Annotated in this window: 9 protein-coding genes and 2 rRNA genes; 9 read left to right on the top strand and 2 right to left on the bottom strand. The window is 55.7% G+C overall.

The annotated features are described in order from the left end of the window. The first annotated feature begins 158 nt into the window (after positions 1-158). From ACAM27_RS09450 to ACAM27_RS09410, 9 genes are all read left to right on the top strand, one after another. Positions 159-2,075, top strand: a complete 1,917-nt coding sequence (locus ACAM27_RS09450; protein WP_014421935.1) for a putative nucleotidyltransferase substrate binding domain-containing protein — start codon at positions 159-161, stop codon at positions 2,073-2,075. Between the two features lie 15 nt (positions 2,076-2,090). After that, a complete protein-coding gene (locus tag ACAM27_RS09445; RefSeq protein WP_011784418.1) occupies positions 2,091-2,798 on the top strand; it encodes a PolC-type DNA polymerase III in 708 nt (235 codons plus the stop codon). A 210-nt stretch (positions 2,799-3,008) separates the two neighbouring features. Beyond that, positions 3,009-3,272 (top strand): DUF4212 domain-containing protein, encoded by a 264-nt coding sequence (locus tag ACAM27_RS09440; protein WP_011784417.1) that lies wholly within the window; start codon positions 3,009-3,011, stop codon positions 3,270-3,272. Positions 3,273-3,278: 6 nt separating this feature from the next. Continuing rightward, positions 3,279-5,045, top strand: a complete 1,767-nt coding sequence (locus ACAM27_RS09435; protein ID WP_022991676.1) for a sodium:solute symporter family protein — start codon at positions 3,279-3,281, stop codon at positions 5,043-5,045. Positions 5,046-5,142: 97 nt separating this feature from the next. Then, positions 5,143-5,649 (top strand): hypothetical protein, encoded by a 507-nt coding sequence (locus tag ACAM27_RS09430; protein ID WP_369611842.1) that lies wholly within the window; start codon positions 5,143-5,145, stop codon positions 5,647-5,649. 27 nt (positions 5,650-5,676) lie between these two features. Next, positions 5,677-9,195, top strand: coding sequence for a NahK/ErcS family hybrid sensor histidine kinase/response regulator (locus ACAM27_RS09425; RefSeq protein WP_369611841.1), 3,519 nt, complete (start codon positions 5,677-5,679; stop codon positions 9,193-9,195). After that, positions 9,192-10,832, top strand: coding sequence for a tetratricopeptide repeat protein (locus ACAM27_RS09420; protein ID WP_369611840.1), 1,641 nt, complete (start codon positions 9,192-9,194; stop codon positions 10,830-10,832). Before ACAM27_RS09425 ends, ACAM27_RS09420 begins: the two co-directional genes overlap by 4 nt. Then, a complete protein-coding gene (locus ACAM27_RS09415; RefSeq protein WP_014421940.1) occupies positions 10,829-11,509 on the top strand; it encodes a sensor histidine kinase KdpD in 681 nt (226 codons plus the stop codon). The genes ACAM27_RS09420 and ACAM27_RS09415 overlap by 4 nt, the downstream gene beginning before the upstream one ends. A 148-nt stretch (positions 11,510-11,657) precedes the next feature. After that, the gene (locus tag ACAM27_RS09410; RefSeq protein ID WP_369611839.1) at positions 11,658-12,410 is read left to right on the top strand and encodes a PleD family two-component system response regulator; all 753 of its coding nucleotides are present in this window, start codon (positions 11,658-11,660) and stop codon (positions 12,408-12,410) included. Between the two features lie 68 nt (positions 12,411-12,478). On the opposite strand, the gene rrf is transcribed toward ACAM27_RS09410, so the two are convergent. Together rrf and ACAM27_RS09400 are read right to left on the bottom strand one after the other, a co-directional pair. Beyond that, positions 12,479-12,593, bottom strand: a 5S ribosomal RNA gene (gene rrf, locus ACAM27_RS09405). A 99-nt stretch (positions 12,594-12,692) separates the two neighbouring features. After that, positions 12,693-15,584: ribosomal RNA gene (locus tag ACAM27_RS09400) — 23S ribosomal RNA — on the bottom strand. Positions 15,585-15,855: the final 271 nt, after the last annotated feature.

Below are 15,855 nucleotides of genomic sequence, written 5' to 3'. Positions count from 1 at the left end.
GAGTATCAGAACTCTATCACCACACCGGTCTACCATAAAGAAAAGCTCTGCGACGAAAATCGTAGAGCCCCTCCGGGTTCCGCTGAACTACACTGCAAGCGGAGAATAATAACGATGGAGCTCTCCTGAACCTGGCTCCCAAGCTTACGGATCGCGATATGGCCGCAGCAAATCAGGATACTACCCGCCCTCAGAACACCCGAGCGATTATGTCATTCCTGAGGGAACATGCCCCGTTCTCCAGCATGGACGACACCCATCTGGCCCATTTTGCCGAGCATGCGACCCTGAGGTTTTACGCCGATGGCGATGAAGTGCTCTCGCCCGACGATGGAGTGGTCAAGCGGTTTTATGTGGTCAAGCAGGGACGTATCCGGGGTGAGCGCCACAATGAAAAAGAAGACCGGGCAGAAACCACCTTTGAAATCAGCCAGGGTGAGTGCTTTCCGCTTGCGGCACTGATTGGCGAGCGCCCGACCCGAACGCTACACAGGGCTTCCGGCGATACCTTCTGCCTCAGTATTGAACAGAACGCCTTCATCACCCTGTTTTCCGAAAGCGAATCCTTTCGCGATTTCTGTCTGCGGGGCGTGAGCAGCCTGCTGGATCAGGTCAATCAGCGCATCCAGTCCAAGGCCATGGCTTCCATCGGCTCCAGCAACAGCCTGGACACCCCCCTGGAGCGCTACGCGCTGCGCAACCCGATTGTGTGCTCACCGGATCTGCCGGTTCGCAAGGCCGTAGCCCGGATGCACGAGAATAATGTGGGCAGCATCATTATCACCGATGACAATCGTCATCCCACCGGCATTTTCACGCTGCGCGACCTGCGCACCATGATCGCTGAGGAAAAAGGCCCCCTCGACACGCCCATTCGCCAGGTGATGACAGGCAATCCCTGTCGCCTGCCCGCCACAGCGGACGCCTTTGAGGCGGCAATGCTGATGGCGGAACACCACTTTGCCCATCTGTGTGTGGTCGACGAAGAGGACCGCCTGATTGGCGTGGTATCCGAGCGGGATCTGTTCTCTCTTCAGCGGGTAGACCTGGTGAACCTGGCTCGAACCATTGGCACTGCCACCCACTTGCGCACCCTGGTCAGCCTTCGCTCCGATGTCTCAAGGCTGGTCGACGCCATGCTGGCCCACGGCGCGGATTCGGGCCAGGTGGTGAAGATCATTACCACCCTGAACGATGTCACCGTGCGCAGGGTACTCGAACTTAACCTCAAGAAAAACGACCCTGGCATTCCGTTTACCTGGCTTACCTTTGGCAGTGAAGGCCGCCAGGAGCAAACCCTGCTGACCGACCAGGACAACGGCATTTTGTTCGAGACACCAGAGGGCATGACCGAAGACCAGGTGCGTGAGAAACTGCTGCCCTTTGCCCGCAAGGTCAACGACGAACTGGCGGAGTGCGGGTTCACCCTGTGCAAAGGCAACATTATGGCCAGCAACCCCAAACTCTGCCTGAGTGACCGGGAATGGGACGACTGGTTTATCCGCTTTATTGATGCCTCAACCCCCCAGAACCTGGTCTACTCGTCGATATTCCTGGATATGAGAGCGGTCTTCGGCCCCACTGAGCCACTCCATCGTCTGCTGGAGAAGGTGCTCCAACGCATCCGCAAGAACGCCCTGTTCCAGAAAATGCTCGCTGGCAACGCGCTGCAGAGAAAACCGCCCCTGACCATGTTCCGGAACTTCCGCTATCTGAACGACGAGAAGAAACACTCGCTGGATCTGAAACGTCAGGGCCTGGCGCCATTTGTGGAATCCGTAAGGGTGTTCGCACTGGCCCATGGGGTGGAAGCCGCCAATACCCTGGAGCGCATTGACGCCCTGGCCAGAAAAGACATCTTTGACGCCAAGGACGCCAACGCCTGGAAGGAAGCCTACAGCCTGATTCAGGCCATCCGTATGCGTGCTCATCAGGAGATGCTCGACCGGGGCGAGGAGCTGACCAATTACATCGATCCGGACGACCTGAATCCTCTGGACCGGCGCATACTTCGCGAGTCTTTCCGCCAGGCCCAGCGGCTCCAGCAGAAACTCGAAGTTACGTATCAACTATAGGTCTGCGCACAGAACATGCTGGAATACATCAAACAGTGGCTGGCCAGAAGACGCGGCGGAACAGTCGGCGATCACGATGCCGCCAATCTGCCCAGCCCGAAAACGGTTGGCGACCAGCCCTTGTCCCGGAGCCGGCTGATTGTTCTTGACCTTGAGACCACCGGCCTGAACGCGTCCAAAGATGAAGTGATTGCCATCGGAGCGGTTGCCATCGAAGGTGGTGTCATCCACCTCAATGACCAGTTTGACCTGATACTGCGTCGCCCTGAACTGGACATTCGGGAAACCGTGCTGATCCATGGCATCGGCCCAGAAGCCCTGACTCAGGGCTACGAAACCCAGGATGCACTGCTCTACCTTCTGGAATGGATGAACGGCGACCCGATACTTGCCTACCACTCCGCCTTCGACCAGAAGTTCCTCGAAAAGACGCTGAAAAGCCAGTTGGGCTACACCCTGCCCCACGTCTGGATGGATGTTGCCGAGCTGATGCCGGCGTTCTTCCCGAAAGCAACGATCAAAGGGCGCGGCCTGGACGACTGGGCGGATGTATTTGGCCTGGAAATCAGTGAACGCCATCACGCCGCAGCCGACGCGCTGGTTACCGCAGAACTGGCACTGATAGCCCTCAATAAAGCCCGGAAAAACGACGTCAAAACTCTCAAAGAACTCAGTGAAAAGCTGCATTATCAACGCCGTTTACAGCATATGCACCGCTATTAGCGGAACAGGATCTACTGGCGATGTCCTTGACCAAATACAAGGCAAGTTACTGAGAGTTAGACCATTTGCCAATATCCATAAATCCATTGACCGGTAAAGTCGGAGGAGACAACAAGTCGGAGAAGTACTACATGAATAATAAATTCTCTATCCGCAACACCTCACCAAAAAAACACCCAATCTCCACAACAACAATACAGGAGTGATTGTATGTCAGGTCATAGCTACGACGCTGAAAACTACTGGAAGGCGAATCTACGCCTGATATTCGGGAGCCTGATTATCTGGGCCCTGGTATCTTACGGCTTCGCTATTCTGTTACGCCCGATGCTGGCGGGAATCCCCGTAGGCGGCACCGATCTGGGCTTCTGGTTTGCCCAGCAAGGCTCCATCCTTACCTTCATTGTTCTGATCTTTCACTATGCATGGCGCATGAACAAGATCGACGAAAAATTCGGCGTGCATGAGGAGTAAGGACAAATGAGCCAATTTGCAATCAACATTATGTTCGTAGGGGGCTCGTTCCTCCTCTACATCGCCATCGCTGTCTGGGCCAAGGCCGGCAGTACCAGCGATTTCTACGTTGCGGGCGGTGGTGTGCATCCTATCACCAACGGCGCCGCAATCGGTGCTGACTGGATGTCTGCCGCTTCGTTTATCTCCATGGCTGGTCTGATCGCGGCCGGTGGCTATGCCAACTCCACGTTCCTTATGGGCTGGACCGGTGGCTACGTCCTGTTGGCCATGCTGCTGGCTCCTTACCTGAGGAAGTTCGGTAAGTTTACGGTTCCGGAGTTCATCGGGGATCGATACTACAGCGCAAACGCGCGACTGGTAGCCGTTATCTGTCTGATCGTTGCCTCGGTAACCTACGTTATCGGCCAGATGGCTGGCGCTGGTGTGGCCTTCTCCCGCTTCCTGGAAGTGGATGCCACCACCGGTCTAATCATCGCAGCGGTTGTTGTATTCGTCTATGCGGTACTCGGTGGCATGAAAGGCATTACCTATACTCAGGTAGCCCAGTACTGTGTACTGATTGTCGCTTACACGATTCCCGCCGTGTTCATTTCCATTCAACTGACAGGCAACCCGATTCCGGGCCTGGGCATGTTCTCTACCCATACCGACTCTGGCTTGCCGCTGCTTGAGAAGCTGAACCAGGTCATCACTGATCTCGGTTTCAACGAATATACCGCTGATGTGGACAATAAACTGAACATGGTTCTGTTCACACTGTCCCTGATGATCGGTACTGCCGGTCTGCCACACGTTATCATTCGTTTCTTCACTGTGCCCAAGGTGGCTGACGCGCGCTGGTCTGGCGGCTGGGCTCTGGTCTTCATTGCCCTGCTGTACCTGACGGCTCCTGCTGTCGCTTCCATGGCTCGCCTGAACCTGATGACCACTATCTACCCGGACGGAACCCAGGCCGCTCCCATCGAATATGATGAGCGCCCGAACTGGGTCAAGGAATGGGAAGTAACGGGTCTGATTCAGTTTACCGACAAAAACGAAGACGGCCGTATCCAGCTTTACAACGACGTACCTGCGTTTGAAGCTGAAGCCCAGGCCCGCGGCTGGAACGGCAACGAACTGGTGGTTAACCGTGACATCCTGGTACTGGCCAACCCCGAAATCGCCAACCTGCCAGGCTGGGTCATTGGCCTGATCGCAGCCGGTGGTCTTGCAGCCGCGCTGTCGACAGCCGCCGGCCTGCTGCTGGCGATTTCCTCGGCGGTGAGTCACGACCTTATCAAGGGACGATTCAACCCCAGTATCAGTGATAAGGGCGAACTGATGGCTGCCCGGATATCCATGGCCGTTGCCATTGTTGTCGCCACCTATCTCGGTGCAAACCCGCCAGGGTTCGCGGCTCAGGTGGTTGCCCTTGCCTTCGGTATTGCGGCTGCCTCACTGTTCCCGGCACTGATGATGGGTATCTTCTCCAAACGCGTAAACAACGTGGGCGCGACTCTGGGCATGCTGTCCGGCCTGATCTTCACTCTGGTGTACATCTTCGTGTACAAAGGCTGGTTCTTCATCCCGGGCACCAACAATCTGGCAGACACTCCCGAGAACTGGGTGCTGGGTATTTCCCCGCTGTCTATCGGTGCCATTGGTGCGATCGTCAACTTTGCGGTAGCCTTCGCAGTATCCAAGGTGACTGCAGAGCCGCCCGTTGAAATTCAGGAACTGGTTGAAAGCGTCCGCTACCCGCGTGGTGCCGGTACTGCCCAGGATCACTGAAGCGAAAGACAATCTGATTCATCGCACCTGATGACAGGTTGAAACCGAACGGGCTTCCTCAGTGAGGGAGCCCGTTCTTTTTTGAGGAAACCGTTGTATGTTCTGGACATTTGTAGCCACCGTTTTTTGCGGTCTTGGTGCCGCTGGCATCGCCATGGGTATTCGCGCGGCCACCGCCAAAAAAGCCCCGAAGTGGCTGATTCCGGTCTTTGCCGGTGCGGGCATGCTGGGTTATCTGATCTATGGAGAATACACCTGGTATGACCACAAACGAGCCATGCTGCCGGAAGAAGCTGTGGTAGTGGCCACCGAACAGGAGAGAATTTTCTTTCGCCCCTGGACCTTTGTGTTTCCCTACGTGACCTCATTCTCTGCGGTCGACAAGGACAGTATCAGCCGTGATACCGGTGATCAGAACATTGTTCGCTTCACCCTTTATCGTTTCGAGCAGACGGTCACCGTTGCGGTTTCGCACCGGATTCATCTCATTAACTGTGGCAGCCGGGAGCTGGTACCACTGGGTTCCGACGGGGCGCCGAGAGTAGATAACATGAAGTTGCTGGAGAGCGACGATCCACTCTATACCATCATTTGCAGAAGCTGAGACCACAGGAGCGGATAACAAGACCCCATGATTAGCGCCTGGCTGCTTGTCCTTATATCGATCACTTACATTTCACTGCTGTTCCTGATCGCCTGGGCAGGTGACCGGCACCCGGGGCTCTACAAGCGCCGTCTGGCCAGAACCCATATTTACGGTTTGTCCTTGGCCGTCTATTTCACGTCATGGACCTTCTATGGCGCAGTTGGTCGGGCCACCCAGGAAGGTCTGGCATTTCTCCCCATCTACCTGGGCCCGTTACTGGTATTCATTTTCTTTGCGCCGCTGCTCCGGCGCATCATCTACATCAGTAAACGCAACAACAGCACCTCCATTGCCGACTTTATTGCCTCGCGTTACGGCAAATCCCAGGTGCTGGCGGCCATGGTGGCCATCTTTGCCCTGATCGGCAGCGTTCCCTACATTGCCCTTCAGCTCAAAGCCATTGCCCTGGGGTTTAATGTCCTCTCGGGCACCGGTGACAGTTATCAGGAATTGAGTACAGCGGCCTGGAACGACTCTGCCTGGTACATCACCCTGGCTCTGGCGGTCTTTACCGTGCTGTTCGGAACCCGGCACCTGGAGTCCACAGAACATCATCGGGGCATGATCCAGGCCGTTGCCTTTGAATCACTGATCAAGCTCATCGCCTTTGTGGCGGTGGGGCTGTTTGTTGGCTACGGGCTGTACGATGGCTTCGGGGACCTGTTTACCCGAGTCCGCGAAGCTGACCTGATGGGCACGCTTACCACAGAGTCGCTGGAGGCCCCTGCGTTCCTCACACAGACGCTGGTTGCCATGCTGGCCATCATCTGCCTGCCACGGCAATTTCACGTGATGGTGGTGGAGAACACCGATCACCGGGATTTTGAGGTCGCTCGCTGGGCGATGCCGATCTATCTGATCATCGCCAGCGCATTCGTCATTCCCATTGCCGCAGCCGGACTGTTGAGCACTCACCTGGCGGGCAGCGATCCGGACATCGTCATCCTGCAACTGCCGATCATGGCAGGGGAACACTGGCTTGCCGTACTGGCGTTTCTGGGCGGTGGATCAGCGGCGGCCGCCATGGTGATTGTCTGTTCCGTCGCCATAGCCACCATGGTGAGTAATGAAATCATCATGCCAGGCCTGCTCAAGTTCTTCCGACCAGGCATGAACCGACGAACTGATCTCAGCTTCCTGCTGCTGACGATCCGGCGGGTTGCCATCTTTGTAGTACTGCTGACCGCCTACGGCTTCTACCGCATGGCTGGCGAAGACTACAGCCTGACGGCGTTTGGCTTACTGTCCTTTGCCGCAGCGGCCCAGTTTGGTCCCGCGCTCGTAGGCGGTATTCTCTGGCGCCAGGGTAACTTCACCGGAGCTGCCTGGGGCCTGGGGCTGGGCTTCCTGATGTGGTGTTACACCTTGCTGTTGCCCGCGCTGGTGTCCACCGGGTGGGTTGCGGATACCATGATTGAGCACGGCCTGTTTGGCTGGAACTGGACCCGACCAACGGCCCTGTTCGGTTCCGACCTGGATCAGATTAGCCATGGCATTCTTTGGAGTCTGGGGGTAAACACCGGGGCCTATATTCTGCTCTCCCTGATTACCCGGCAACGTATTCGGGAGAAGATTCAGATTGCCGCGTTCTTCCACGATGCGCAGCCCAAAGCCGAGAATGCCCAGCACCAGAGCTGGCAGGGTGAGATTCTTACCTCCGACCTGCAGGCCCTGACCGACCGGTTCATGGGTGAAGAACGTTCCGAAAGCATTTTCAGGAACTACGAACGACGTAATGCCATCCGGCTCTATCCTCAGCGGCCAGCTTCCACCCACCTGATGAAGTACATAGAGCGCCAGCTGGCATCGGTGATTGGAGCCTCCACCGCCCGCGTGGTTCTGGAGTCGACCCTGACTGGCCGCGATATGCAGATTGAGGACGTGGTCAGCATTGTCGATGAAGCCTCCCAGGCCATGACCTTCAGCCGAGAGTTACTGCAGTCTGCCATCGAGAACATCAGCCTGGGCGTGTCCGTGGTCAACCATCAGCAGCAACTTGTCGTCTGGAACCATCGTTATCTTGAACTGTTCAACTATCCCAAGGGGTTTGTGCGGGTTGGCCGGCCGGTTGAAGACCTGATGCGCTACAACCTCACCAACGCCAACCTGTCTGCCCGGCGAATTGACGACATCGTCGAGAACCGCTGCAACAGCATGCGCGAAGGCAAACCCATGTCTTACGAGCGTCAGCGGCCCGATGGCACGGTGGTCCGGGTGGATGGCAGTCCGATTCCAGGCGGCGGCTATGTCACCACATTCCAGGACATTACCGCCATGCGCAGGACCGAGCAGGCCCTGAAGGAAACCAACATCTATCTGGAGCAAAGGGTCCGGGAGCGCACCCAGGAACTGCAGGTGATCAATGAGCAGATGCTCAAGGCCAAGTCGGTAGCCGAGCAGGCGAACCAGAGTAAAACCCGCTTCCTTGCCTCTGCAAGCCACGACCTGCTGCAACCCCTGAACGCAGCAAGACTCTTTACCTCCGCGTTGTCCGGCAAAGTGAACGAGGGCGAAACCCGGGATCTGGTAGACCACATCGACAGCTCGCTGGGCGCGGCTGAGGAGATCATCAGTACACTGCTGGACATTTCAAAGCTTGATGCCGGGGCACTTGAGCCGGATATCGGCGTGTTTCCAGTCAACGAGCTGCTCAGGCATCTGGCCACCGAGTTTTCAGCCATCGCCAAGGATCAGGGGCTGGAACTGCATGTAGTCCCCAGTACCGCCTGGGTCCGTTCCGATGCGAAACTTCTGCGTCGTGTGGTACAGAACTTCCTTTCCAATGCCATCCGCTACACCGCAAGCGGCAAGATTCTGATGGGCTGCCGACGCCTGAAAGGCTATCTGCGCATTGAAGTCTGGGACACCGGACCGGGTATGTCAGATGACCAGCTTAATCACATCTTTGAGGAGTTTCGCCGATTCCAGCATGGTCGCGACAAGAAGGGGCTGGGGCTTGGCCTGGCCATTGTTGATCGTATCAGCGGCATGCTTAACCACCCCGTCACCGTGCACTCCATCCAGGGCAAAGGCAGCGTATTCGGGATCACGGTTCCGGTCGCCCCGGCCGATCAAAGCCGGCTGGATTCGCAGAAAAGCGGCAGCAGTTCAAGACGGGTATCCAATCTCGGGGGCCTTCACGTTCTGTGCATCGACAATGACGCAGCCATTCTGCAAGGCATGGTCGCGTTGCTGGGCAACTGGCAGTGTGATGTCACTGCCGCCGAAAGCCTGGACGATGCCCTGGACAAACTGGACGGACGCAGGCCCGATATTATACTTGCTGATTATCAGCTGGATGATAACCGCAATGGACTGGATGCCATGGACAGCATAAGGAAACATCTGGGAAGCGATATTCCCGGCATCCTCATTACCGGCTATATGGCGCCGGAGGTACGTGACGACGCAGGCAACCGGGGCTACCAGGTACTGTACAAGCCAGTGAAGCCTGCAGCCCTGCGAGCGCTCGTAAACAAACTACTTAAACAGAAGCGGCCATGAATCCATCCGACCGGAAAGACGCAGTAAATCCGTTTGGCAAGCTTACTTTTCTTGTTGTCGACGATTTCGAGAACTTTCGGCTATCCATGCGGCAGATGCTCCGCAGTTGTGGTGCCGACAAGATTGAGCTGGTTGCTCACGCCACGCCCGCCATCCAGTACTGTACCTACAATCACGTAGATGTCGTGCTGTGCGACTACAATCTGGGGGAAGGCAAAAACGGCCAGCACGTACTGGAAGAGCTGAGGCACAAGAAACTCCTCAAACGCTCATCGCTGTTCCTGATGGTAACCGCGGAAACCTCCAAGGAAATGGTCATGGGGGCACGGGAATATCAGCCTGACGGCTATCTGACAAAGCCCATTAACCGTGCCATGCTGGAGCAACGTCTGGGCAGCCTGATCAAACAGCGCAATGCCCTGCTCCCCATCACCCGGGAGATCGACCGGGAAAACTACCCGGAAGCCATCAGTCTTTGCCTGCAAACCCTGCCCAAGCAGCCCCGCTACAAAACCTGGCTGATGAAGACACTCGGGGAACTCTACTTCATGGTCGGCGACCTGGCCCACGCCCAGAAGGTCTACGATGATGTTCTGAATCAGCGGGAGCTGTCCTGGGCCCGGCTAGGCCGGTGCAAGGTGTTGCTCGCCAACCGGAACTTTGATCAGGCCGTCGACGGCCTCAAGGCTCTGATTGAAAAACACCCGGACTATATGGAAGCCTACGACCTGCTGGCCGAAGGCCTTCAGAAACAGGGACGATCGGCCCAGGCCCAACAGGTTCTTGAGAAAGCGGCTGAACACTCCCCCAACGCTCTGCTCCGCCAGAAGCATCTAGCTGAACTGGCCGGCGCAAACCAGGATATTGACACCGCCTCCCAGGCATGGCGACAGACGGTGTCTCTGGGCACCTATTCCATACACGACAATTCAGAGCATTACCTGTCGCTCGCCCAGAGCCTGTCCGATCTGAGCGAGGGCGATCTGGACGAAGAAGGCGCGGCGCGCTCGTCAGAAGCCCTCTCTGTGCTTACGAAAATGGAGAAACGGTTCGACAACGATGAAACCATCGGGCTCAAAAGCCGGATCGTGCAGTGCCGTCTCCATGCCGGACAAGGCCGCCACCGGGAGGCCGAAAAGATTCTTACCGCGGTCAGCTCGGAGCTCGAGAGCCTGGAGGAACTCCCGGCCGATATGGGGCTGGATTTCGCAAAAACCCTGTTCCGGATGGGCCGGGAAGATCAGGCCAAGAGAATCCTCGGCGATCTGGCCTCACGATTTGATAACGACCCCGACACCTTGCAGAAAATTGAAAACCTCCTGGACGAGCCCGTTGGCTTCCGTCAGAAACTGGAAGCACGCAGCATGAACCGGGATGGCATCAAAGCGTTTGAGGCAGGCGACCTCGACGCTGCAGTGGAAGCCTTCAACAAAGCCCTGGCTATCGTTCCGGACCATGCTGCCTTGAACCTGAACCTGGTTCAGGTGTTGATGAAGCAATATGACCAGAACCCGGAGCCTGCGTTACTGGCTGCCTGCCAACAGCGCCTGGATCGTCTTAGCAAGCTGCCGGAGCAACATCGTCAACACCGTCGATACCTGGCCCTCACCCGAAAACTGAAAGGACTGACCGCATGACCGACCCAAACATCGACTTTTCGATGGTGCTGGCCTCTGCCGTGCACGACATGAAAAATTCTCTCGGCATGTTACTGAACAGCCTCGACGAACTTCGTGGTGAACATGAGCAATCCCTTGCTGGCTCCGACAAATTCAACATGCTCCAGTACGAAGCCGAGCGTATGCATAACGATCTGGTTCAGTTACTGGGTATCTATCGCCTGGGAGAAAACAATCTCTCTGCGCACATTGACGAGCATTTTGTGCCAGATTTCCTGGAGGAGCACCTCGCCAGGCACATCCCTTTGTTGCAGGGACTCGGGCTCAAATATTCAATTGCCGCAGATGACATCAATGGTTTTTTCGACGAGGACCTGTTGACCGGTGTACTCAACAACACCATCAACAACGCCATCCGTTATACCAAAAGCCAGATACGGCTTATTGCGCGCGAAGAAGACGGTTATCTGGTGCTGGGGGTTGAAGATGATGGCCAGGGCTACCCGGAAAGCATGCAACATACTGGTACCCTGAGTTTCAAGTCGCTGGACTTCAATACCGGCAGTACCAGCCTGGGGCTGTTCTTCGCCTCGTCTGTGGCCGCACTGCATAGCGAAGGCGAGCGAACCGGCTCCATCAAACTGCACAACGGCGGCAGCCTGGGTGGGGGTGTATTCGAAATCTGGCTGCCCTGACGCAAAAATGAAATAGGAGTCTCAAAAACGGAACCCGGGCCCGCCTACCCACTGCATATTTTCTGAGCTGCACTTATAGTGCCCGAGTCTTTCGGACTGATTCATCACAGCGTAACAACGTCTGTCACTTCCAGGGAGGAGCTCTCTCATGCCGCGAGGGCACGCACTGATCATCGAAGACTCGTCAACGGCCCGTATTCTGTTGTCCCGGCTGCTTGAACGGGCGGATATCTCTACCAAAGGGGTTGCCACTGCAGAGCAGGCCTTTCCCCTGCTTCAGCAGGAACATTTCGACCTTATCTTCCTTGATCATCTCCTCCCGGGTATGAATGGCTTTCAGGTACTGGAGAGACTCAAGCAGCAGCCGGAGACGCGGGACATCCCGGTATTCATGTATACCTCCCAGAACGCAGAACGTTACCTACAGGAAGCCAGAGCCCTCGGTGCTGCCGGTGTCATTCGCAAGCAGGTTGACCGGGACCAGCTGATGCGAACTCTGGATATCATTCTGTCTAACGTGCCTGATCAGGAACAAAGTGAAGCCATCCGCCTGGCCGTTGAGGAAGGAGGACATCACGGGTTGGAAGCAACGGAACAGAACTCCCGGGGCATGACCGGGCGCCTGTCCACGCTGGAAATTGCCTATGAAGAGCTGGAGGAAGAAATCCGTGAGTTGCGCGCTGCCTTTACCGAATGTCAGCTACAACAGGTTCAGAAGTTAGACCAGCAACAACGGCAAATGCGCTGGCTCGGCGGCTTATCCATTGCGGGTTTGGTGGCACTGGTTTGGCTTGTCACATGGCAGGGAGGGGTTCTGGACGAGTATATTGCGCGCACCGATGAACAATTCAGTTTGCTGCACAGCATTGTTGGCGGCGTTATTGAATTAATCGGTCGCTAGTGACCACCATAAAGGCAGCAATAAAAAACCCCCGGCAGCGAAGCTGTCGGGGGTTTTAGGCATTAGGCGCCTGACGATGACCTACTCTCACATGGGCAACGCCACACTACCATCGGCGCAGGTCTGTTTCACTTCTGAGTTCGGGATGGGATCAGGTGGTTCCAGACCGCTATGGTCGTCAGGCAAAACGGTTGATCACTGGGGGACGAGAAGGAACTGAGTGATGTTGATTTCGATTGAGCGGTTAGGCTCTGCGTCATCCGCAATTGTCTTGGGTGTTATATAGTCAAGCCGCACGAGCAATTAGTATCGGTTAGCTCAACGCCTCGCAGCGCTTACACACCCGACCTATCAACGTCCTGGTCTTGAACGGCTCTTCAGGAGGCTCGAGGCCTCGGGGAGATCTCATCTTGGAAGGGGCTTCCCGCTTAGATGCTTTCAGCGGTTATCCTGTCCGAACATAGCTACCGGGCAATGCCACTGGCGTGACAACCCGAACACCAGAGGTTCGTCCACTCCGGTCCTCTCGTACTAGGAGCAGCTTTCCTCAAATCTCCAACGTCCACGGCAGATAGGGACCGAACTGTCTCACGACGTTCTAAACCCAGCTCGCGTACCACTTTAAATGGCGAACAGCCATACCCTTGGGACCGGCTTCAGCCCCAGGATGTGATGAGCCGACATCGAGGTGCCAAACACCGCCGTCGATGTGAACTCTTGGGCGGTATCAGCCTGTTATCCCCGGAGTACCTTTTATCCGTTGAGCGATGGCCCTTCCATACAGAACCACCGGATCACTATGACCTACTTTCGTACCTGCTCGACGTGTCTGTCTCGCAGTCAAGCGGGCTTGTGCCATTACACTAACCGCACGATGTCCGACCGTGCTTAGCCCACCTTTGTGCTCCTCCGTTACGCTTTGGGAGGAGACCGCCCCAGTCAAACTACCCACCACACAGTGTCCTCAACCCCGATAAGGGGCCAGAGTTAGAACCTCAAACATGCCAGGCTGGTATTTCAAGGTTGGCTCCACCGGAACTGGCGTCCCGGTTTCAAAGCCTCCCAGCTATCCTACACAAGCATGCTCAAAGTTCACTGTGAAGCTATAGTAAAGGTTCACGGGGTCTTTCCGTCTAGCCGCGGATACACCGCATCTTCACGGCGATTTCAATTTCACTGAGTCTCGGGTAGAGACAGCGCCCCCATCGTTACGCCATTCGTGCAGGTCGGAACTTACCCGACAAGGAATTTCGCTACCTTAGGACCGTTATAGTTACGGCCGCCGTTTACCGGGGCTTCGATCAAGAGCTTCGCACGAATGCTAACCCCATCAATTAACCTTCCGGCACCGGGCAGGCGTCACACCCTATACGTCCACTTTCGTGTTTGCAGAGTGCTGTGTTTTTAATAAACAGTCGCAGGGGCCTGGTATCTTCGACCGGCTTCCGCTCCACCCGCAGGGGCTTCACGTACACACCGGCGTGCCTTCTCCCGAAGTTACGGCACCATTTTGCCTAGTTCCTTTACCCGAGTTCTCTCAAGCGCCTTGGTATTCTCTACCTGACCACCTGTGTCGGTTTGGGGTACGGTCTCGAATAGCCTGAAGCTTAGAAGATTTTCCTGGAAGCAGGGCATCAATGACTTCGCGCCCTTGGGCACTCGTCGTCGCGTCTCGGGATTGTGGACCCGGATTTGCCTAAGTCCACTCCCTACATGCTTAAACCGGGGCAACCGTCGCCCGGCTCACCTAGCCTTCTCCGTCTCTCCATCGCAGCTATCCAAGGTACGGGAATATTAACCCGTTTCCCATCGACTACACCTTTCGGTCTCGCCTTAGGGGCCGACTCACCCTGCGCCGATTAGCGTTGCGCAGGAACCCTTGGTCTTCCGGCGTGCGGGTTTTTCACCCGCATTGTCGTTACTCATGTCAGCATTCGCACTTCTGATACCTCCAGCATGCTTCTCAACACACCTTCGCAGGCTTACAGAACGCTCCCCTACCCCGCATACAAAGTATGCAGCCGCAGCTTCGGTGACCAGTTTGAGCCCCGTTACATCTTCCGCGCAGGCCGACTCGACTAGTGAGCTATTACGCTTTCTTTAAAGGGTGGCTGCTTCTAAGCCAACCTCCTAGCTGTCTGAGCCTTCCCACATCGTTTCCCACTTAACTGGTACTTTGGGACCTTAGCTGGCGGTCTGGGTTGTTTCCCTCTTCACGACGGACGTTAGCACCCGCCGTGTGTCTCCCGGATAGTACTCACAGGTATTCGGAGTTTGCATGGGGTTGGTAAGTCGAGATGACCCCCTAGCCCAAACAGTGCTCTACCCCCTGTGGTATTCGTCCGAGGCGCTACCTAAATAGCTTTCGGGGAGAACCAGCTATCTCCGGGCTTGATTAGCCTTTCACTCCGATCCACAAGTCATCCCCTGGCTTTTCAACGACAGTGGGTTCGGTCCTCCAGTGCCTGTTACGGCACCTTCAACCTGCTCATGGATAGATCGCCCGGTTTCGGGTCTATGCCCAGCGACTAATTCGCCCTATTCAGACTCGGTTTCCCTACGGCTCCCCTAAACGGTTAACCTCGCCACTGAACATAAGTCGCTGACCCATTATACAAAAGGTACGCCGTCACAGAACAAGTCTGCTCCGACTGCTTGTACGCATACGGTTTCAGGGTCTATTTCACTCCCCTCACAGGGGTTCTTTTCGCCTTTCCCTCACGGTACTGGTTCACTATCGGTCAGTCAGGAGTATTTAGCCTTGGAGGATGGTCCCCCCATGTTCAGTCAACGTTTCTCGTGCGCCGACCTACTCGATTTCACTGAACTCAGGTTTCGGATACGGGGCTATCACCCACTATGGCGGCACTTTCCAGAGCCTTCTCCTACCAGTTGTTCAGCTTAAGGGCTGGTCCCCGTTCGCTCGCCGCTACTTAGGGAATCTCGGTTGATTTCTTTTCCTCAGGGTACTTAGATGTTTCAGTTCCCCTGGTTCGCCTCTTACACCTATGGATTCAGTGTAAGATACCAACCCGAAGGTTGGTGGGTTTCCCCATTCAGAGATGTCCGGATCACAGCTCGTTTGCCAGCTCCCCGAACCTTATCGCAGGCTTCCACGTCTTTCATCGCCTCTGACTGCCAAGGCATCCACCGTATGCGCTTAGTTGCTTGACTATATAACCCCAAGACAACTGATCACGAATCCACACTCTTCACCAGGCAAGCCTGATTCCGAGGCATCTTCGAGACAGTCACTTGAAGCAATAGAACAACCACTTCAACGACAACACCGGATAACGCTTGAAATCGCTATCACTTTGAACATTTTCTCTCGGAGATAATGAGAGAAAAATATTCGTGTTCTATCTCGTCCAATTTGTTAAAGAGCAAATCTGACCCAGTGATCAGAAAGAAGGGCTTCGAACTTTCATTAAGTTGAAACACT

The sequence above is a fragment of the Marinobacter sp. RI1 genome (assembly GCF_041155085.1).
In the GTDB taxonomy this organism is placed as follows: Bacteria; Pseudomonadota; Gammaproteobacteria; order Pseudomonadales; family Oleiphilaceae; genus Marinobacter; species Marinobacter nauticus.
The sequence above is the reverse complement of the archived record's forward strand: the minus strand, read 5'-3'. Positions and strand labels throughout refer to the sequence as shown.

Excerpts from the sequence above, each read along its gene's own strand:
- ACAM27_RS09415 (WP_014421940.1), top strand. The coding sequence starts at position 10,829 with ATGACCGACCCAAACATCGACTTTTCGATGGTGCTGGCCTCTGCCGTG.
- ACAM27_RS09445 (WP_011784418.1), top strand. The coding sequence starts at position 2,091 with ATGCTGGAATACATCAAACAGTGGCTGGCCAGAAGACGCGGCGGAACA.
- ACAM27_RS09450 (WP_014421935.1), top strand. The coding sequence starts at position 159 with ATGGCCGCAGCAAATCAGGATACTACCCGCCCTCAGAACACCCGAGCG.
- ACAM27_RS09435 (WP_022991676.1), top strand. The coding sequence starts at position 3,279 with ATGAGCCAATTTGCAATCAACATTATGTTCGTAGGGGGCTCGTTCCTC.
- ACAM27_RS09440 (WP_011784417.1), top strand. The coding sequence starts at position 3,009 with ATGTCAGGTCATAGCTACGACGCTGAAAACTACTGGAAGGCGAATCTA.
- ACAM27_RS09410 (WP_369611839.1), top strand. The coding sequence starts at position 11,658 with ATGCCGCGAGGGCACGCACTGATCATCGAAGACTCGTCAACGGCCCGT.
- ACAM27_RS09425 (WP_369611841.1), top strand. The coding sequence starts at position 5,677 with ATGATTAGCGCCTGGCTGCTTGTCCTTATATCGATCACTTACATTTCA.
- ACAM27_RS09420 (WP_369611840.1), top strand. The coding sequence starts at position 9,192 with ATGAATCCATCCGACCGGAAAGACGCAGTAAATCCGTTTGGCAAGCTT.
- ACAM27_RS09430 (WP_369611842.1), top strand. The coding sequence starts at position 5,143 with ATGTTCTGGACATTTGTAGCCACCGTTTTTTGCGGTCTTGGTGCCGCT.